The organism is Pseudorhodoferax soli, assembly GCF_003337555.1.
Lineage (GTDB): Bacteria > Pseudomonadota > Gammaproteobacteria > Burkholderiales > Burkholderiaceae_C > Pseudorhodoferax > Pseudorhodoferax soli.
Window position 1 is genome coordinate 51,295 of record NZ_QPJK01000012.1, and the last position, 17,327, is coordinate 68,621.

18 protein-coding genes and 1 pseudogene are annotated in these 17,327 nt (G+C 72.2%); 13 read left to right on the forward strand and 6 right to left on the reverse strand.

Features of this window, described 5'->3' with window-relative positions:
- The first annotated feature begins 7 nt into the window (after nucleotides 1-7).
- Both DES41_RS32110 and DES41_RS32115 read left to right on the forward strand, forming a co-directional pair.
- Nucleotides 8-676: a response regulator transcription factor gene (locus DES41_RS32110; RefSeq protein WP_114471707.1), complete on the forward strand. Its 669-nt coding sequence runs from the start codon at nucleotides 8-10 to the stop codon at nucleotides 674-676.
- A complete protein-coding gene (locus DES41_RS32115) occupies nucleotides 673-2,010 on the forward strand; it encodes an ATP-binding protein (RefSeq protein ID WP_245965965.1) in 1,338 nt (445 codons plus the stop codon). Before DES41_RS32110 ends, DES41_RS32115 begins: the two co-directional genes overlap by 4 nt.
- A gap of 226 nt (nucleotides 2,011-2,236) precedes the next feature.
- Here the strand turns inward: DES41_RS32115 and DES41_RS32120 are convergent, their stop codons facing one another.
- Complete coding sequence (locus tag DES41_RS32120) at nucleotides 2,237-3,712, reverse strand: glycosyltransferase family 39 protein (protein ID WP_211333130.1); 1,476 nt, start codon at nucleotides 3,710-3,712, stop codon at nucleotides 2,237-2,239.
- Nucleotides 3,713-3,833: 121 nt separating this feature from the next.
- Here DES41_RS32120 and DES41_RS32125 point away from each other — a divergent pair, with 121 nt between their 5' ends.
- From DES41_RS32125 to DES41_RS32135, 3 genes are read left to right on the forward strand one after another with little or no spacing between them, the layout of a single operon-like run.
- Nucleotides 3,834-4,853 (forward strand): glycosyltransferase family 2 protein, encoded by a 1,020-nt coding sequence (locus DES41_RS32125; protein WP_114471709.1) that lies wholly within the window; start codon nucleotides 3,834-3,836, stop codon nucleotides 4,851-4,853.
- Between the two features lie 4 nt (nucleotides 4,854-4,857).
- Nucleotides 4,858-5,769, forward strand: a complete 912-nt coding sequence (locus DES41_RS32130; protein WP_114471710.1) for a lysylphosphatidylglycerol synthase transmembrane domain-containing protein — start codon at nucleotides 4,858-4,860, stop codon at nucleotides 5,767-5,769.
- 28 nt (nucleotides 5,770-5,797) lie between these two features.
- The gene (locus DES41_RS32135; protein ID WP_114471711.1) at nucleotides 5,798-6,310 is read left to right on the forward strand and encodes a GNAT family N-acetyltransferase; all 513 of its coding nucleotides are present in this window, start codon (nucleotides 5,798-5,800) and stop codon (nucleotides 6,308-6,310) included.
- Here DES41_RS32135 and bla read toward each other — a convergent pair.
- Entirely contained in the window at nucleotides 6,307-7,212 is a 906-nt protein-coding gene (bla, locus tag DES41_RS32140) for a class A beta-lactamase (protein ID WP_114471712.1), read from the reverse strand. The genes DES41_RS32135 and bla overlap by 4 nt on opposite strands.
- A 125-nt stretch (nucleotides 7,213-7,337) precedes the next feature.
- On the opposite strand from bla, the gene DES41_RS32145 reads away from it, so the two are divergent.
- Together DES41_RS32145 and DES41_RS32150 are read left to right on the forward strand one after the other, a co-directional pair.
- A complete protein-coding gene (locus DES41_RS32145; RefSeq protein WP_114471713.1) occupies nucleotides 7,338-8,966 on the forward strand; it encodes a hypothetical protein in 1,629 nt (542 codons plus the stop codon).
- 211 nt (nucleotides 8,967-9,177) lie between these two features.
- Nucleotides 9,178-9,708, forward strand: a complete 531-nt coding sequence (locus DES41_RS32150; protein WP_114471714.1) for a sigma 54-interacting transcriptional regulator — start codon at nucleotides 9,178-9,180, stop codon at nucleotides 9,706-9,708.
- A gap of 5 nt (nucleotides 9,709-9,713) precedes the next feature.
- On the opposite strand, the gene DES41_RS32155 is transcribed toward DES41_RS32150, so the two are convergent.
- From DES41_RS32155 to DES41_RS32165, 3 genes are read right to left on the reverse strand one after another with little or no spacing between them, the layout of a single operon-like run.
- Nucleotides 9,714-10,145, reverse strand: a complete 432-nt coding sequence (locus DES41_RS32155) for a gamma-glutamylcyclotransferase family protein (RefSeq protein WP_114471715.1) — start codon at nucleotides 10,143-10,145, stop codon at nucleotides 9,714-9,716.
- Nucleotides 10,142-10,330, reverse strand: coding sequence for a hypothetical protein (locus tag DES41_RS32160; RefSeq protein WP_114471716.1), 189 nt, complete (start codon nucleotides 10,328-10,330; stop codon nucleotides 10,142-10,144). The genes DES41_RS32155 and DES41_RS32160 overlap by 4 nt, the downstream gene beginning before the upstream one ends.
- 46 nt (nucleotides 10,331-10,376) lie before the next feature.
- Entirely contained in the window at nucleotides 10,377-10,856 is a 480-nt protein-coding gene (locus DES41_RS32165) for a DM13 domain-containing protein (protein ID WP_114471866.1), read from the reverse strand.
- Between the two features lie 217 nt (nucleotides 10,857-11,073).
- Here DES41_RS32165 and gltS point away from each other — a divergent pair, with 217 nt between their 5' ends.
- On the forward strand, nucleotides 11,074-12,276 hold the full coding sequence (gene gltS / locus DES41_RS32170; RefSeq protein WP_114471717.1) for a sodium/glutamate symporter: 1,203 nt from the start codon (nucleotides 11,074-11,076) through the stop codon (nucleotides 12,274-12,276).
- Between the two features lie 18 nt (nucleotides 12,277-12,294).
- Here gltS and DES41_RS32175 read toward each other — a convergent pair whose 3' ends face one another.
- The gene (locus DES41_RS32175; RefSeq protein WP_114471867.1) at nucleotides 12,295-13,149 is read right to left on the reverse strand and encodes a ParB N-terminal domain-containing protein; all 855 of its coding nucleotides are present in this window, start codon (nucleotides 13,147-13,149) and stop codon (nucleotides 12,295-12,297) included.
- A 67-nt stretch (nucleotides 13,150-13,216) separates the two neighbouring features.
- Here DES41_RS32175 and DES41_RS39940 point away from each other — a divergent pair, with 67 nt between their 5' ends.
- The 5 genes and pseudogenes from DES41_RS39940 (at nucleotide 13,217) to DES41_RS32195 (ending at nucleotide 17,327) form a co-directional block, all read left to right on the forward strand.
- Nucleotides 13,217-13,384: a hypothetical protein gene (locus tag DES41_RS39940; RefSeq protein WP_425466410.1), complete on the forward strand. Its 168-nt coding sequence runs from the start codon at nucleotides 13,217-13,219 to the stop codon at nucleotides 13,382-13,384.
- 22 nt (nucleotides 13,385-13,406) lie between these two features.
- Nucleotides 13,407-13,847, forward strand: a pseudogene (locus tag DES41_RS32180) (MFS transporter); the annotation flags it as partial.
- Between the two features lie 131 nt (nucleotides 13,848-13,978).
- A complete protein-coding gene (locus tag DES41_RS32185; RefSeq protein WP_114471718.1) occupies nucleotides 13,979-14,662 on the forward strand; it encodes a CerR family C-terminal domain-containing protein in 684 nt (227 codons plus the stop codon).
- Nucleotides 14,659-16,170 (forward strand): efflux transporter outer membrane subunit, encoded by a 1,512-nt coding sequence (locus DES41_RS32190; RefSeq protein WP_114471719.1) that lies wholly within the window; start codon nucleotides 14,659-14,661, stop codon nucleotides 16,168-16,170. The genes DES41_RS32185 and DES41_RS32190 overlap by 4 nt, the downstream gene beginning before the upstream one ends.
- Nucleotides 16,167-17,327 carry an efflux RND transporter periplasmic adaptor subunit gene (locus DES41_RS32195; RefSeq protein ID WP_114471720.1) on the forward strand — a complete coding sequence of 387 codons (1,161 nt, stop codon included), beginning with the start codon at nucleotides 16,167-16,169 and terminating at the stop codon, nucleotides 17,325-17,327. Before DES41_RS32190 ends, DES41_RS32195 begins: the two co-directional genes overlap by 4 nt.

A 17,327-nucleotide genomic window follows, 5' to 3' on the forward strand; every position in this document is an offset into this window, starting at 1 on the left:
CGCGGCTGTGCGCATCCTGCTCCTCGAAGACGACCCCTCGCTCGGCAGCTCGCTGCAGTCCTGGCTGCAGCTGGACGGCTATGCCGTGGACTGGCTGCGGCGCGGCGACCAGGCCGCCGCGGCCCTGGCCACGCACGACTACCAATGCGTGCTGCTGGACCGCGGCCTGCCCGGCCTGGACGGCGACGCGGTGCTGGCCGCGCTGCGCGGCCGCGGCGCACCGGCCGCCCTCGTGCCGGTGATCGTGATCACCGCGCGCGACACCTTGCACGACCGCGTGCAAGGCCTGGACCTCGGCGCCGACGACTACCTGGTCAAGCCCTTCGACCTGGAGGAACTCTCGGCCCGCATCCGCGCGCTGCTGCGGCGCGAGGCGCGCCAGGGCAGCACCGAACTGCGCCACGGCGCCGTGGTGCTGGACACCGCGGCCAAGCGCGTGCTGCTGGACGGCGCGCCACTGGCACTGACCGCACGCGAGTTCGCGGTGCTGCGCGCGCTGATGCGCCGGCCGGGCCAGATCCTCTCGCGCGCGCAGCTCGAGGAAGCGCTGTACGGCTGGGGCGAGGAGGTGGAGAGCAACACCATCGAGGTGCACATCTACAACCTGCGCAAGAAGCTGGGCAGCAGCTTCATCGCCACCGTGCGCAACCAGGGCTACGGGCTGGCCGCCACGTGAAGGCGCCCTACTCCTTGCGGCGCCGGCTGCTGGCCTGGGTGCTGGGTGCCAGCGTCACGGCCTGGCTGGTCAGCCTGGCCATCGTGGTGAGTGTGGCGTGGCACGAGTCCAGCGCCGTGTTCGACGAAGCGCTCGAAGAGACGGCCCGTCTCGCGCTGGCGCTGGGCGCAGATCCGCAGCAACGCGGCGCCACGCCGCGCGCCGGCAGCGCCCTTGCGGGCGAAAGCCGGCTCAAGCTGTACTACCAGCTGGTCGATGCCGACGGCCGCGTGCGCAGCCGCGCCGAGGACGCGCCCGCCCGCCCCTTCGTACAAGGCGACAAGCGCCGCGACTTCCACGACAACGTCTGGATCGATGGCAGCTACTGGCGCGTCTACGTCGAGCGCGACGCGCGCAGCGGGCTCACGGCCCAGGTCGGCCAGCCCTGGAAGGAGCGGCTGGACCTGCTCGAAGAGATGGCCGAGAAGCTGGCCTGGCCAATGCTGGGTCTGCTGGTGCTGCTCGGTGCCGTCTGCTGGCTGGCGATCCGGCGCCAGCTGGCGCCGCTGGAACGCACGGCCGCGGGCATCGCCGCCAAGTCGCCGCAGGATCTCTCGCCCGTGGCCGATGCCGGCCAGCCGCGCGAGCTGCGCCCCATCCTCGACGCGCTGAACGCGCTGCTCGGGCGGCTGGGCACGGCCCTGGCATCGGAACGCCGCTTCACGGCCGACGCCGCGCACGAGTTGCGCACCCCGCTGGCCGCGTTGCGCATGCGCGTGCAGCTGCTCGAACGCCAGCAGGCCGGGCCGGCCGAGCCCTTGCGCGCCTTGCGTGAGGACGTGGACCGCTGCACCGCGCTCGTCGAAAGCCTGCTCGCGCTGGCCCGCCTCGACCCCGACCACGCCGCGCTGGCGCGCCAGGACGTGGACCTGGCAGCGCTGTTCGACAGCATGGACCGCAGCGCAGCACAGGCGCGTGGCATCACGGTCACGCAGACGCTGGACGCCACCACGCTGCAGGCCGAGCCGGCCCTGCTGGCCAGCGCGCTGCGCAGCCTGCTCGACAACGCCGTGCGCTACGGCCACCCCGGTGGCCGTGTGCACCTGAGCGCCGCGCCGCAGCCGGATGGCGGCGTGCGCCTGGCCGTGCGCGACGACGGCCCCGGCGTGGCGCCAGCCGACCGCGCACGCCTGGGCGAGCGCTTCTTCCGCGTGCTGGGCACAGGGCAGACCGGCAACGGGCTGGGCCTGTCCATCGTCGCGCGCACCGCGGCCCTGCACGGCGCCAGGCTGCACTTCGGCGATGGGCTGGATGGCCGGGGGCTGGCAGTGCTGCTGGACTTCCCGCCCGGATGAGCGTTCAGAAGCTGTGGATGAATCGGTTGCGGCCGCGACGGGGTGCGCCGGGCCGCAGGCGTAGGCGCAGGCCGCCGCCCGGGCTCGTGCCCGGGCAAGGACTGCAACGCCCGCATGCGGCCTGGCGTGCCCCGGCCCAAAGGGCGAGGCCCAGGACGCGACGAAGGCGCTGGGCGCCGGCAGTCATCGGGCCTCGCGTGGTCGTGAACGATTCGTTCACAGCTTCTCAGGGCAGCAGCGTGTAGCGGTAGCGCGCAGGCGCGTCGCCGGAGGAGGAGAAGTGGTAGGGCAGCACGAGGTCTTGCGGCAGCGTGGGCAGCTCCGCTGTCAGCGGTTCCACCCACAGCAGCGGGCGTTCCGTGGGCAGGCTGCTGTCGCCTTCGCCGCCATCGACCTCGATGTGCGCGCGCGGGAACTGCAGCCGCAGGGCACCTGCCAGCGTGCGGTCGTTCGACAGGATGATGCCCTTGCCCGCATAGCCGCGCGCACGCAGCGCCTGGGCCAACTCACGCACGGGCTGGTTCAGCTCGTCGGGCTTGTCGCGCATGGCGTTGTAGGGCACGCGGGCCGTCAGCAGCACCAGCACCAGCACCGCCACCGACAGCAGCACGCGGCGCAGGCGGGGCAGCCGCGCATGCTGCGCGAGTTCCGGGGCGCAGCTGAAGAAGGCGACCGGCAGCAGGAAGAGGAACGGCATCATCCAGCGGTCCTTGAAGCGCGTGACCTCGCCGAAGACCATCATCGCCAGGAACAGCAGGCCCAACGCCACGAAATAGCGCCGCCACAGGGCCTGCAGGTGCAGGCCGCCCCCGGGCGGCGCAGCCGCCGGCCGCCACCAGCGCGACCAGGCCTGCACGGCTGTGCGGCCGAACAACAGCCCCATGGTCAGGGCCCAGAGGCCGGAGAAGGCCAGCACCGCCAGCACCATGCTCGACAGGCCCAGCCACAGCCCGTGGGCAAAGCTGACCGGGATCTTGCCCGTCAGCTTGCCGGCTGTGGACTCCACCGCCAGGCTCCAGTGCTGCAGCACCCACAGGCCGTGCGGCAGCACCATGAGCGCAGCCAGGGCGATGGCAGCCAACGTCCAGCGGCTCAGCAGCACGGCGCGCGTATCGCGCCCGGCCAGCAGGGCCAGCAGCAGCACGGCCAGGAAGCCCGCGTAGCTGTACTTGGACAGCAGGCCCAGCCCGGCGACGAACCCCGTCAGCAGGTACAGGGCCGGCCGCGGCCGGCGCAGCAGCGCCAGCACCACAGCCAGTGTCGCGGCCGACACGGTGGTCAGCAGCACCGAATGCGTGAGGTCGCGTGAGGCCTCCCAGCCGATCTGCGGCAGCAGCAGCATGGTGGCGGCGCCCAGGGCCGCCAGGCTGGCCGGCATCAGCGTGCGGCCCGCGAGGTAGACGCAGACATAGGCCAGCGCCAGCAGCGCGTTCTTGAGCAGGGACAGCGTGAACACCGAGGCCCCCAGCACCTGGAACACCGCCCATTGCAGCCAGGTGTACAGCGGCGGCTGGGCGCCGTAGCCCCACTGCAGGTGCTGGGTCCACACGGCCTGTTCGGCCTCGTCGAGCTCCAGCGCCGGCGAGACCAGCACGCGGCCCAGCACATGGGCCGCGAAATAAAGCAGCAGCCAGCCCCAGGGCGGCATGGCCGTTGCGGGGAGAATGCGTGCGCGCGCAAGCGCAGGGGGGGTGCAGGCCATCGTGGGGGAAGCTCGGATTCGCGCGCGATGATAAGCGGCCCTCGCCTGCGCGAAAGCCCACCGGGGCGCCGGCCATGGCGCCGGCGGTCGCACCCCTCCCCCTGAATGCAGCCCCCAACCGATGTCCACCGTCCCTTTGCCCGACCCCACGCTCCTGCACCCCGCCGCTGCGCCGCAGCCTCCGGAGGTGTCCATCGTCGTGCCGATGTTCAACGAGGCCGAGAGCGTGTCCGATCTGGTCGCACGCGTTGGCGAGGCCATGCAGGCCAGCGGCCGCAGCTTCGAACTGCTCGCCGTGGACGATGGCTCGCGTGACGGCACGCCCGCGCTGCTGCGCCAGCTGGCCCACGATCGGCCGTGGCTGCGCCCGGTCTGCCTGGCGCGCAACTACGGCCAGTCCTGCGCATTGCAGGCCGGGTTCGACCGCGTGCGCGGCAGCTACGTGGTGACACTGGACGCCGACCTGCAGAACGACCCGCTGGACATTCCCGCGCTGCTGGACCGGCTGGACGCCGAGCCCGAACTCGACTCCCTGTCGGGCTGGCGCCAGAACCGCCAGGACAAGGCCTTGTCGCGCCGCCTGCCTTCGATGCTGGCCAACCGGCTGATCTCGCGCACCACGGGCCTGCAGTTGCACGACTATGGCTGCGCACTGAAGGCCTACCGCCGCCCCATCGTCGACCGCATCCGGCTGTACGGCGAACTGCACCGCTTCCTGCCGCTGCTGGCGCACGACGCGGGTGCGCGCATCGCCGAGGTCCCAGTGCGACACCATGCGCGGGCCAAGGGCCAGTCCAAGTACGGCATCGACCGCACCTTCCGTGTCGTGCTCGACCTGGTGCTGGTGCTGTTCTTCCTGCGCTACCGCCAGCGTCCGCTGCACGCCTTCGGTGGCCTGGGCCTGTGGCTGGCCACGCCGGGCGCGTTGATCCTGGCCTGGCTGTTCGCGCAGAAGCTCGCCGGCGAAGCCATCGGCGGCCGCCCGCTGCTGCTGGCCGGCGTGATGCTGGTGCTGGTGGGCCTGCAGCTGGTCGTCACCGGGCTGATCGGCGAGGTCATGATGCGCATCTACTACGAGGGCGGTGGCGGCAAGCAGTACCACCTGCGCGAAGAGCCCGAGACCCCCGGCCCGGCCCGCTGAAGCGATGGTCTGGCTGCGCATCGCGCTCGCGCCCGTCCTGCTGCTGGGCGTGCTGTGGTTCGTCGACCTCAGCGACGTGGCACGCCAGCTGCGCCAGGCGCAGCCCGGCTGGCTGGTGGCGGCACTGGCCAGCGCGGTGGCGTCCAACCTGGTCTCGGCCTGGCGCTGGCGTTCGCTGGTGCGCTGGCTGGGCCATGGCCTGGCGCTCGGGCGCGCGCTGCGCCTGTACTTCCAGGCCATGGCACTGAGCGCGCTGCTGCCCGGTGCCGTGGTCGGCGGCGACGTGTTCCGCGCCGTGGCGCTGCGCCGCGGCGGCATGGAGACCTGGGCCGCCGGCGTGTCGGTGCTGCTGGACCGGCTCAGCGGCCTGTGGATGCTGTGGGTTCTGGCGGCCGCGACAGCCGCCTGGGCCTGGCACGGCGGCGCGCAGGCGGCACTGGTCGGCTGGGGCCTGCCGGCCTTCGGCGCGGCGCTGCCGGCCGTTGCCGCGGTGCTGCTGCTGGCCCTGCCGGCGGCGCTGCTGTGGGGCCTGCAGCGCGTTCCCGGGCGTGGCCGCAGCGCGGTGCTGGCGCAGCGCCCGGACACCGCAGGCGAATTCGGCCGCCAACTGCTGCAGTCGGCCCTGGTGCAGCTGCTGTCGGTCGGCGCTCTGGCCTGCTGCGGCCAGGCACTGGGCCTGCAGCTGCCGTACTGGGCCTATGCCATCGCGGCCGCCCCGACCTTCCTGATGGCGGCGCTGCCGGTGAGCTTCGGCGGATGGGGCACGCGCGAGGCCGCGGCCGCGCTGAGCCTGGCGCCCTTCGGCGTGGCGGCTGCGCCCGCGGTGGCGGTCTCGCTGCTGTACGGTGTGCTCGGACTGGTGCAGGCCTTGGCCGGCCTGGGGCTGACGCTGGTGCAGCGGCGCACCGAGCGCTGAAGCCGGTACCCGCCGCACAATGCGGCCCATGTCCGACACCACCCTGTTGCGCATCGAGCCTCTTGCCGAGCGGCATTTCGCCGGCCTGCACCAGGCACTCGACCAGGTGGCGCGCGAGAAGCGCTTCCTGGCCTTCACGCAGGCCCCGCCCTTCGACGAGGCCCGGGCCTTCTACCGCGACATCGTCTCGGGCAATCTGTGCCAATGCATCGCCGTGCTGGGCGGCGAAGTCGTCGGCTGGTGCGACGTGCTGCCGGTGCGCGGCGAGGCACGCGCGCATGTCGGCACGCTGGGCATCGGCCTGGTGCCCAAGGCGCGCCAGCGCGGCATCGGCGCCCGCCTGCTGGAGCAGGCCATTGCCGGCGCCTGGGCGCGCGGCATGGCGCGCATCGAGCTGGCCGTGCGCGCCGACAACCTGAATGCCGAGGCCCTGTACCGGCGCTTCGGCTTCGTGCCGGAGGGCCGCCAGCGCCACGCGTACTGCATCGACGGCACCTACCACGACAGCCTGGCGATGGCGCTGCTGCGCCCCGGTCTTTAGGCGGACACCGCCCACTGCGCGGCAATGCGCGCCGCCTGGGCGATCGGTGCGTCCAGCGCCTGCGCATCGGCCGCATGCCGCGTCGTGAACACCGTCAACACCAGCGGCGCGCGTGCCGGTGGCCACACCACGGCCACATCGATGGCCGAGCCATAGGCCCCCTGGCCGCTGGTGCCGGTCTTGTTGCCCACCACCCAGCCGGCTGGCATGCCGGCGCGGATGCGCGCTGCGCCTGTCACCGTGCCGCGCAGCCACGTGGCCAGCTGGTCGCGTTGCGCCGGCGCCAGCGCGTCGCCGACGACCAGCTTGCGCAGGCTGTCGGCCATGGCGCGCGGTGTGGTGGTGTCGCGCGGATCGCCCGGCAGCGAGCTGTTGAGCTCCAGTTCCCAGCGGTCGAGGCGGAACTGCGCATCGCCGATGCTGCGCATGAAGGCGGTGAGCCCGGCCGGCCCGCCCATGCGCTGCAGCAGCAGGTTGGCGGCGGCGTTGTCGCTGGTCTGCACGGTGGCCTCGCACAGTGCATCCACGCGCATGCCCTGCGCCAGGTGCTGCGTGGTGACGGGCGAATGCGCCAGCAGGTCGCCGCGCGTGTAGCGCACCTGCTCCGCCAGCAGGCCGGGCTCGGTGCTGCTGCGCGCCAGGATGGCGGCGGCCAGCACGGCCTTGAAGCTGCTGCACATGGGGAAGCGCTCGTCGGCGCGCTGGCCCAGCAGCGCGCCGTCGGCGGTGTCGAGCGCACAGACGCCGATGCGGCCGGCAAAGCCCTGCTCCAGGGCGGCGAGCGCGCGTTCGGCCTGCGCGTGGCCGGCGCGGCGCGGCGGTGCGGCACAGGCGCTGACCAGCGGCATGGCGGCAGCGGCAAGCAGCAGCGCACGGCGGCTGTGCAATGAGGATGGGTGCATGGAAGGGTCTCCGGAATGCGGGGTTGGCGGAAGGAAGGTGTCGCGACGCTGCGCATGCTAGGCAGCCGCGGCCACCGCGCCAAGCCGCGGCCCGGACCGCAGTGCACGGGTGTAACCTGTGTCACATGCCTGCTGCCGCGATCACCATCGAGCTGAGTTCCCCGCAGACCGTGGACGGCCGCCCGGCGACCTACCAGTCGCTGTGGCTGCTGGTGCGCATGTTGCATGCACACGCCGCCGGCCAGCCCGTGCGCATCGACGACCTGCGCGGCCAGGTCTCGGCCGCGCGCACGCAGCGCATGCTCGTCAGCCGGGCCTTCCGCGACTTCAAGGCCTGGGGCCTGGTGGCCGGCTGGGGCGAAGACCGCCAGCGCGACCCGCGCTTCCTGAACGCCGAGCGCCGCAGCCAGGGCCCGTTCTGGCTGCCCGAGGCGCAGGCGCAACGCTTGCTGCTGCTGGTGGAGGGCCAGGCCGCCACCCTGGCGGAGCGCGCGGCCTTCCTGGGCCTGCCGGCACCGTTGGCCAGGGCCGGCGCAGGCCCCGGCGCGGCACCGGGCACGGCGCCCGACGCCGTGCACCTGCAGGACGCCGGCTTCTGGCAACAGCTGGTGGCCGCGCAGCAGGCCATGCGCCAGGGCCGCTGGGCCACGCAGCTGACGGCCGGTGGCGCGCCCGCGTCGGCCAGCGCGCTGCAGGCCATGCGCCGCGCGGCCCAACTGGCCGGCAGCGATTTCCAGCGTGCGCTGGTCACGCTCAACGAGGCCCTGCTGTGGCGCCGCATCGGCGACGACGCCCAGGCGCGCCGCCGCGTGCAGGCCCTCGGGCGCCAGCGCCTGGCCCGCCATGTGGCGGGCCACGACTACCTGGGCGCCATGGCCGCCATCGTCTCGGCCTGGTGCGACTACACGGCGCGCGACCTGCCGGCCGCACGCGCGCAGCTGCAGTCCATTGCGCGCGATCCAGCCCAGGGTGCGCTGCTGGCCCACCATCCGCAAGTGCGCTTCGAGTGGAGCAACCTGTGGGCGCTGGCCTGCCGTTCGCAGGCGCTGGGCAGCGCAGCCGAGGCGCCGGTGCAAGCCGCGGCCCAGGCCGAGGAATCCCTGCAGCACTTCGGCCGTGCGCTGGCGGCGGCCTTCGAATCGCACTCCTTCGATGCGGCCCAGCACGTGGCCGCCAACATGGGCATGGCGGTCTGGCTGTTCGAGCGCGTGGGGCTGCAGGCCGGCGTGGATGGCGCCCGGCCGCGCGCCATCCAGTGGATCGCGTTCAGCGAATGGCTCAGCGGCCAGGCCGAACTGCAAGGGCGCTCGGCCTGGAACGCGATCTACCTGCTGCGCATCGCGCGTGGCGCCTGCCAGCCGCCCCCGCGCCCCACGCTGGCGCAGTTCCGCGCACTGGCGCCGCTGACCCCTGCCACGCTGGCGCGGGAAGCCGGCCCGCTGGCGGAGGTGTTTCGCGGTGCCGACTGGCCCGACGACTGGGTCCAGGTGGCCACCCAGCGCCTGGCCGAGCACCGCAGCGGCGCGCGCCGCTACCCGGGCCTGCAGTACTGCGGCCTGCTGCTGGAGCAGGCCTGGTTCGCCGCGCATGCCGGTGCGCTGGCAGTGGCGGCACAAGCACTGGCCGCGCTGCGCGAAGCCCTGCCCCAGCTGGTGGCCAGCGACCGCGCGTACTTCCGCGAGGTGTGGAACGACGGTCTGCCGGCCGAACTGCTGGCGCTGGAGCCGCCACCGCGCCGGCCACGGGGGGGCTGAGCATCTGCGCCGCAGCCGCGCAGCTTGCGAACAAACGCTCCGGAGCGGCAGCGCATTGACTCGCGCCATCGCACAGCCCACATGTATCCAAACGCGCCATCTGTGACAAAACACGATAGCAACACAGGTGCTGCGCGGCGCGCCTACAGTTGCCGCCGACAAAGCGAACAAATGGTGCGGACACGCCCACCAGCGCGGGGGACGCACAGGCATGCACGCAACCACCATGGCTTCTTCGCGACCTCAGCCGCCGATGCGGATGGGGGCCGACGCCGTCGCCGGCGCTGCCATCGAGTTGGCCCAACCCCATGCGGCCGGTGACCTGCCGTTGTTGGTCGACGGGGCGCCAGGCACCGGCAGGGAGTTTGTGGCGCGCGCCGTGCATTACCTCGGCCCGCGTCGCCATCGCCCCTTTGTCCCCTTGCATTGCGCCGGGTTGCAGGACGGGCCCCACGCTACCGCGCTGCCGGCCCTCGTGCGCCTGGCCGAGGGCGGCACGCTGTTCCTGGATTCCGTGGAGACTCTTTCTGCATGCGAGCAGGAGGTGCTATGGCGCCTGGTGCAGGCGGGCAGCGACCCCGCGGTGCGCTGGATTGCCGCAACGGCCGTGGACCTGCATGCACAGGCCGCCGCGGGCGCGTTCCACCCCGCGCTGCTGCACCGGCTCGCCAGCAGCCGCATCCAGCTGCCGCCGCGGGCAGAGCCATACGCCGCCCAGGTGCGCCTGTACGGCAGGGCCTGAAGCCCTCAACCCAGGTCGATGCGGTAGCCGAGCGCCAGTGCGTGCGTGTACGCGGCGAACGGTCCTTCGCGCGGAACACCGGGCGCCAGCTGCGCTGGGAGCTTGAGGTAGGCATGCACGCGCAGCATGCTGTGCGGCGCATCGATGGCCTCGACGGCGATCTCCGCGCGCAGGTAGCCGCCGGGCAGCCCGACCTCCTCGAACGCATCCATGGCGGCCAGCGACGCAGCGTCCACTTCGAAGACTTCGCCCACGACCTGGTGGCCCGTGCCGGGCTGGTCCACGAGCCAGGGGGCCCGGTCCTCGTTGGGCAGTTGCACCACGTAGAGCGGATACGGCTGCTGTGTGCGATAGGCGCCGACGCGGCGGCCGGGGTTGCGCGCGAAGTTGGGGAAGCCTTGCTTGAGGGTGCCGTAGACGAAGACCAGGGTGTTCATCGCTCACCCAGCCGCAAACGGTAGAAGCGGCTGTCCACTGCCATGGCGGGAAAAGCCGGCGGCGGCGTCGCCCGGTCCATGGGGGCCAAGCCGTTCTTCTTGTCGAAGCGGTGCGCCGCCAGGAATTGCGCCGGGGCGGCGATGGCATCGTCTGGTCGGGCGGGGCGGATCGCGGGCGAGGTCATGTCCGCAGTGTGCGGCAGCCTGAACCTGGACAGCGCGGCGTACCGGTCAGCGGTACCGCGCCGCCGTGATGAACTGGCCGAAGCTCTCGCACCAGACGACGACGGTGGTGTAGCGCGCCACGTCGATGTGATCGGGCACCGGCACCAGAAAGTTGTCGAAGGTCCGCACATCGCCCACGCGTGCCATGCCGGCCTTCAGGCGCAGGAAGTCGGCCTCGGTCTCGACGAACTCGGGCGAAAGGTAGAGCTTGTAGTCCGGCCCCGGGGCCAGCGCGCCGGCCAACGCGATGCTGCGTGCCGCCACCGTGACTGTGCCCTGGCCCCAGTGGAGCGCGTCGCTGTCCTTCAGGTCGCGGCGGAACTGCGCCGTCCACTGCGCGGACCGGGCCTGGGCTGCGACCTCGGTGGCGCTGGGCGCCGCAGGCGCGGTCAGGATGGGCAGCAGGTAGATGCCCAGGCCGAAACCCAGGCCGAGCACCAGCAGGTGAGATGCGAGCAGCAGAACAATACGGGGCGTACGGAACATGGACGGGTGGGCCATTCTGCGCACCGCGCGGCCCGCTGCCAAGCCGGACATCCATGCCCCATGCAAACCGTATGCCGAAATCGCATGACACATCCGCACAAGCACCATGCATACAGCGCGAGCGACTTTGGATAATCGCGGCGGCCCGGTGGCGGCTCTGTTTCCGCAGGCGCCCAGGGGCCAGGCGCACGGCCACACGAATCACCAAGGAACCTGCATGACCGTTTTCAAACTCGACATCGCCCAGACCGTGGCCGTGGCAGCAGCGCTGCTCGCCCTCGGCGAATTCATCAAGAACCGCGTTCCGCTGCTTTCGCGCTATTTCATCCCGGCACCGATCATCGGCGGGCTGATCTTCTCCATCGTCGCGCTGATAGGCCACCAGACCGGCAGCTTCGGCTTCCAGTTCTACGACAACATGCGCAGCTTCCTGCTGCTGGTGTTCTTCACGACCATCGGGTTCTCCGCCAGCTTCGAGTTGCTCAAGAAGGGTGGCATCGGTGTGGCGCTGTTCCTGCTGTGCGCCATCATGCTGGTGTGCATCCAGAACGGCGTGGGCGTGGCGCTGGCCCAGGCGCTGGGCGCGCACCCGCTCATCGGCCTGGCCGCAGGCTCGATCTCGCTGACGGGCGGCCACGGCACATCGGCCGCCTTCGGTCCGCTGCTGGAGCAGGCCGGCGCAGTCGGCGCGCTGCCGGCAGCGATCGCTGCGTCCACCTACGGCCTGGTCGCCGGCTGCGTGATCGGCGGTCCGGTCGGCACGCTGCTGATGCGCCGCCATGGCTTGCGTGGCCCCAAGCTGGCCGACAGCGGTGCCGCACAGGCCGCAGGCTCGCAGACCGCCCCGGAGACGGCCGAGACCAACGACGACACCATCCTGCGCGCGACCATCCTGCTGATGGTGGCCATCGGCCTGGGCACGGTGCTGGTCAACTGGCTGAAGGACCTGGGGCTGACGCTGCCTGCCTACCTGGGCCCGATGCTCATGGCAGCGGTGATCCGCAACATCATCGACTGGCGCAACTGGCTGCTGCCGACCCGCCAGTTCGAGGTGGTGGGCAACGTGTCGCTGGCCTTCTTCCTGACCATGGCGCTGATGTCCATGAAGCTCTGGGAACTGGCGGCCGTTGCCGGGCCGCTGCTGGCGATCCTGCTGGTGCAGACGGTCATCATGTTCGCGTTCGCTTACTTCGTGACCTTCCGCATCATGGGCCGCGACTACGATGCCGCCGTGATCGCCGCCGGACACTGCGGCTTCGGTCTGGGGGCCACACCCAATGCCATGGCCAACATGCAGGCATTCGCGCGGGCCAACGGCCCGTCGTTCAAGGCCTTCTTCGTGATCCCGCTGGTGGGCTCGCTGTTCATCGACTTCTTCAACGCGGTCATCATCACGTCGTTCATGAGCTTCTTCAAGTGAGCCCGGCGCTGGGGTGCGTCAGAACGGCGCGTCGGCATCCTCGGCCGGCGGCGCGGCGCCAGCACCCTGGCCCGGCTTGCCGAGCAGCGCCAGGACCTGCTTGCGCAGCGCGGCGTTCTCCGATTCCAGCTCCTTGACGCGCTTGCGCAGCGCGGCCACTTCGTCCTCGCCGCCCGCCGCTTGCGCCGTGGCATCTTCCGCGCCCGGCTCCTCCTTCTCGCGCGCCGGCTTGCGCTTGGCCTCGCGCACCCGCTTGGCGGCCTGCTTCAGCTCGTCCTTGCCGGCGGCAGCAGCAGCGGCCTGCTCCTCCACCGGCAGGCTGGCCACAGCCGCGGCCGCGCTCAGGGTGATGTCGCCCGACTTGACGGCAGCCACCACCTCGGGCGCAGCGCTCTGCTGGATCTTCTCGATCATCACGACCTGGTTGCTCTTGAGCCGCGCGGCACGCGCCAGCGCCTCTCGGCTGTCCAGCGATTCACCGGCGGGCTGGGGTGCCGCGGCCTGCTCCGATGCGGCGGACTCGGCCGGCGCGGCCTTGGCCCGCTCGCGCCGGCCCGCCACGATCTCGCGCTTGCGCAGCGCCAGCACGCCGCGCTGGAAGTCGGACACGCTGCGCCGGCCCAGGTGCTGGTCGATCATCCACAGGTGCACGTCTTCCAGGGATTGGAAACGCGTGTTCTGCACCGTCTGGAACGGCAGGCCGTGCTTCTGGCAGATGCCGTAGCGGTTGTGGCCGTCGACCAGCACGTCGCCCCACAGCACCAGCGCATCGCGGCAGCCCTCGGCCAGCAGGCTGCGTTCGAGCGCCTCGTATTCATCCGGCGTCAGCGGATCGATGTAGGCCTTGAGTTCTTCGTTGACGACGATGTCCATGGGAAAGCGCGAGAGCGGTGCTGCAAAAGGGCGCGGATTGTAGAAGCGCAGCCAAAGGTTCGGTCGCATGGCCGACCGACTGGGGCGCAAGCGCCTGTTCCTGCTCACGCTCGTGGTCCACATGGCGGCAACCACGGCGACGGCCTTCACCACCGGCTTCGGCGCCTTCGTGCTGTGCCGCTTCGCGACCGTGCGGGCATCGGCGGCGGGTACGCGGCCATCAACTCGGCCATGACGAACTGATCCCGTCGCGTGTGCGCGGCCGTGTGAGCCTGGCCGTCAACGGCCTGTCGGGCCTGACCCTGCTGCTCACGGGCTGGGGCTTCCTGCAGGGCTGGTTCGACGCGCTGACGCAGACGCTGGCCTGGTCGGCGGTGTTCTTCCTGGCCTCGGCCGCGGCCAGCTCGGCCTACCTGACGGCCAGCGAGCTGTTCCCGCTGGAGATGCGGCCGCTCGCGATCTCGATCTTCTTCGCGGTCGGCGCCGGCATGGGTGGCTTCGCCGCACCCGCGCTGTTCGGCGCGCTGATCGAGACCGGCAGCCGCGCCAACGTCTTCGTAGGCTACGTGGTCGGCGCAGTGCGGGTGATGGCGGCCGCAGCGATCGCGTGGCGCTACGGCATCGACGCCGAACGCCGCTCGCTGGAGGACATCGCATCGCCGCTGGGCAAACAGCAGACGGACATCCAGCGCCGCTGAACTGACCGGTTTCTCGAACGCTGGGTTCTTCTGGGCGGCAAGCGCCGTCGCGCCGTCACAGCCCGATACCCCTGTCGGCGGCGCCGGCACATTTCAATCAATCGATTGAATCGTGCTGTAATGCGCGCCGCATGAAGACCACCGCGCCCGCCCCAGCCGCCCGCCAGGAGGCCCGCACCCAGCTGCTCTCCGCCGCGCTCGCGCTGTTCGCCGAACAGGGCTTCGCCAAGACCTCGACGCGCGCCATCGCCCAGGCCGCCGGCGTGAACCTGGCCGCCATCCGCTACTACTTCGGCGACAAGGCCGGGCTGTACGCTGCCTGCTTCTCCGAGCCGCTGGGCGGCAACGCGGGCGACCTGACGCGCCTGTGCGGCGCGCCGGAGTTGCCGGTGGCCGAGGCGCTGCGGCTGTTCCTCACCGGCTATGTGGAGCCGCTCAAGCAGGGCGAGATCGTGCGCCAGTGCATGCGCCTGCACCTGCGGGAGATGCTGGAGCCGACCAGCCAGTGGGCGCAGGAGGTCGAGCGCGACATCAAGGGCCCGCACCTGGTGCTGGTCGGCATCCTCGCCCGCCACCTGGATGTGCGCGCCGACGACGACCTGCACCGGCTGGCCTTTGCGATCACCGGCCTGGCCATGCAGCTGTTCGTCATGCACGACATGGTCGACCTCATCCATCCCCCGCTGATGCGCAGTGCCGCGGCCATCGACCGCTGGGCCGAACGGCTGGTGGACTACGCGCTGGCGCTGGTGGACGCCGAGCAGCAGCGCCGCCGCACCACCACCACAGCGACCCAGACCCGCAAGAAAGCATGAACCTGTCCCTGCCCCCCTCCCCGGTGCCGTGGCGCCTGGCCGTGGCCGCACTGCCGCTGCTGCTGGTCGCTTGCAGCGTCACGCGGCCGCCGGCTGCAGTGCCGGCCCCCCTGCCCGCGCAATGGCAGACCCCGCAGAGCGCATTGCCGCATGCCGGCGCGCTGACAGCCCTGGCCGACTGGTGGCGCCAGTCCGGCGATGCGCTGCTCGTCGACCTCATCGAGGCCGCAGAGGCCGCCAGCCCCGACCTGGCCAGCGCGGCCGCGCGCATCGCGGAGGCCCGCGCCACGCGCGTGCAGGCCGGCGCGGCCATGGGGCCCACCCTGGATGGCAGCCTCTCGCTGAGCCGCGGCAACACCTTGTCCACTGGCAGCGGTGGCATCTCGGGCGGCACGGCATCGCTGCCCAGCTTCACGAATGCGCAGGCCGGCCTGCAGGCCGGCTGGGAGATCGACCTGTTCGGCGGCCTGGCCGCCACGCGCGATGCCGCGGGCGCACGCCTCTCGGCCAGCCAGGCGCAATGGCACCAGGCCCGCGTGGCCGTGGCCGCCGAGACGGCGAACGCCTACTTCGCCGAGCGCGCCTGCGCGCGGCAACTTGCGGTGAGCGAGCAGGACACCGCCTCGCGCCGCGAGAGTGCGCGCCTGACCGCACTCTCCGAGAAGGCCGGCTTCGCCGCGCCGGCCGATGCGGCCTTGACGCGCGCCAGCGCCGCCGACGCCGCGGCGCGGCTCACGCAGCAGCGCACGCAATGCGCCTTGCAGCGCCAGGCGCTCGTGGCCCTGACCGGCTGGGAGTTGCCGGCCCTGGCGCAGCGGCTCGACGCCCGGCCTGGCGACCTGGCGCTGCCTGCGCTGCAGCCGGTGGACAGCGTGCCCGCGCGCGCGCTGGCGCAGCGGCCCGATGTCTACGCGGCCGAGCTGGCCGTGGCGGCTGCCAGTGCCGACGCCGGCGCCGCGCAGGCCCAGCGCTACCCGCGGCTGTCGCTGGCGGGCAGCATTTCGGCGCTGCACGTGCGCGGCGCCGGCGCCAGCCAGACGGTCAACAGCTGGAGCATCGGCCCGCTGCAACTGAGCCTGCCGATCTTCGACGGCGGCACGCGTGCCGCCAATGCCGAGGCCGCCCGCGCACGTTACGACGAGGCCGTGGTGCTGTACCGCGCCAAGGTCCGCCAGGGCGTGCGCGAGGTCGAGGAAGCCCTGCTCAGGCTGCAGGACACGGCCCAGCGTGCCGGCGACGCCGACACCGCCGTGGCCGGCTACCAGGCCTCGTTCGATGCCACCCAGGCGCGCTACGACGGCGGCCTGGCCAGCCTGTTCGAACTCGAGGACGCACGCCGCACGCTGTTCGCGGCGCAGACCGCCCGCGTGGCCCTGCAGCGCGAACGCACCGAAGCCTGGGTGGCCCTGTACCGTGCCCTCGGCGGCGGCTGGACCCGGCCCGAGGACGGCCAGGCCGTCGCCGCGACATCTTCCCCCGCTCCCGCAGCGCAGACCTCCCGACCATGACCCGTACCCAACGCAACGTCTCCATCACCGCCGTCGTGCTGGCCCTGGTGGCCGCCGGCTGGTGGTTCACGCGCCAACCCGCGGACTCTGCAGCCGAGTCCGGCACCAAGGCTGCCAAGACAGAGGAAGCCCAGCCCCGTCCCGCGCTGACGGTGCGCGTGGCCGTGCCAGAGCCGGCCGAGCTGGCCATCACCTTGCCGGCGAACGGCAACATCGCCGCCTGGCAGGAGGCCAGCGTGGGCTCCGAATCCGCCGGCCTGCGCCTGGCCGAAGTGCGCGTGAACGTCGGCGACCGGGTGCGCCGCGGCCAGGTGCTTGCGCGCTTCGCGCCCGAGACCATCGATGCCGACGTGGCCCAGGCCAAGGCCGCACTGGCCGAGGCCCGCGCCACGGCGGCGGACGCGGCCGGCAATGCGGCCCGCGCACGCACGCTGGAGAAGACCGGCGCGCTGAGCCAGCAGCAGATCACCCAGTACCAGACCGCCGAGCAGACCGCCAAAGCCCGCGTGGAGGCGGCCGAGGCCATGCTGGCGGCCCAGCAGGTGCGCGGGCGCAACACGCAGGTGCTCGCGCCGGATGACGGCGTGATCTCGGCACGCAGCGCCACCGTGGGCAGCGTGGTCGGCTCGGGCACAGAGCTGTTCCGGCTGATCCGCCAGGGCCGGCTGGAGTGGCGCGCCGAGGTCGGCGCGGCCGAACTCGGCCGCGTGGCCGTGGGCATGCCCGTGCGGGTGACGGCGCCCGGCGGTGCCGAGGTGCAGGGCAAGGTGCGCAGCATCGCCCCGACCGTGGATGCACAGACGCGCAACGGCCTGGTCTACGTGGACATTCCGTCCGTGCAGGCCGACAAGGGCTTCAAGGCCGGCATGTTCGCGCGCGGGGAGTTCGCGCTGGGCAGGAGCGCGGCGCAGACGGTGCCGCAGGCCGCGGTGGTGCCGCGCGACGGCTTCAACACCGTGATGGTGTTGCAGGAGGACAGCCGCGTGCAGATGCGCAAGGTGCAGGCCGGGCGGCGCATCGGCGAGCGCATCGAGATCACGGGCGCGCTGCCGGCCGGTGCGCGTGTGGTGACCGAGGGTGCGGGCTTCCTCAACGACGGCGACCTCGTGCGCGTGGTCGATGCGGCACCGGCCGAAGCGCCGGCCGCAGCCAAGTGA

Bases quoted from the DNA above. Each gene is read 5' to 3' on its own strand.
- DES41_RS32120 (WP_211333130.1), bottom strand. From the start codon at position 3,712: ATGGCCTGCACCCCCCCTGCGCTTGCGCGCGCACGCATTCTCCCCGCA.
- DES41_RS32125 (WP_114471709.1), top strand. From the start codon at position 3,834: ATGTCCACCGTCCCTTTGCCCGACCCCACGCTCCTGCACCCCGCCGCT.
- DES41_RS32130 (WP_114471710.1), top strand. From the start codon at position 4,858: ATGGTCTGGCTGCGCATCGCGCTCGCGCCCGTCCTGCTGCTGGGCGTG.
- DES41_RS32135 (WP_114471711.1), top strand. From the start codon at position 5,798: ATGTCCGACACCACCCTGTTGCGCATCGAGCCTCTTGCCGAGCGGCAT.
- bla (WP_114471712.1), bottom strand. From the start codon at position 7,212: ATGCACCCATCCTCATTGCACAGCCGCCGTGCGCTGCTGCTTGCCGCT.
- DES41_RS32145 (WP_114471713.1), top strand. From the start codon at position 7,338: ATGCCTGCTGCCGCGATCACCATCGAGCTGAGTTCCCCGCAGACCGTG.
- DES41_RS32150 (WP_114471714.1), top strand. From the start codon at position 9,178: ATGCACGCAACCACCATGGCTTCTTCGCGACCTCAGCCGCCGATGCGG.
- DES41_RS32155 (WP_114471715.1), bottom strand. From the start codon at position 10,145: ATGAACACCCTGGTCTTCGTCTACGGCACCCTCAAGCAAGGCTTCCCC.
- DES41_RS32160 (WP_114471716.1), bottom strand. From the start codon at position 10,330: ATGACCTCGCCCGCGATCCGCCCCGCCCGACCAGACGATGCCATCGCC.
- DES41_RS32165 (WP_114471866.1), bottom strand. From the start codon at position 10,856: ATGTTCCGTACGCCCCGTATTGTTCTGCTGCTCGCATCTCACCTGCTG.
- gltS (WP_114471717.1), top strand. From the start codon at position 11,074: ATGACCGTTTTCAAACTCGACATCGCCCAGACCGTGGCCGTGGCAGCA.
- DES41_RS32175 (WP_114471867.1), bottom strand. From the start codon at position 13,149: ATGGACATCGTCGTCAACGAAGAACTCAAGGCCTACATCGATCCGCTG.
- DES41_RS39940 (WP_425466410.1), top strand. From the start codon at position 13,217: ATGGCCGACCGACTGGGGCGCAAGCGCCTGTTCCTGCTCACGCTCGTG.
- DES41_RS32185 (WP_114471718.1), top strand. From the start codon at position 13,979: ATGAAGACCACCGCGCCCGCCCCAGCCGCCCGCCAGGAGGCCCGCACC.
- DES41_RS32190 (WP_114471719.1), top strand. From the start codon at position 14,659: ATGAACCTGTCCCTGCCCCCCTCCCCGGTGCCGTGGCGCCTGGCCGTG.
- DES41_RS32195 (WP_114471720.1), top strand. From the start codon at position 16,167: ATGACCCGTACCCAACGCAACGTCTCCATCACCGCCGTCGTGCTGGCC.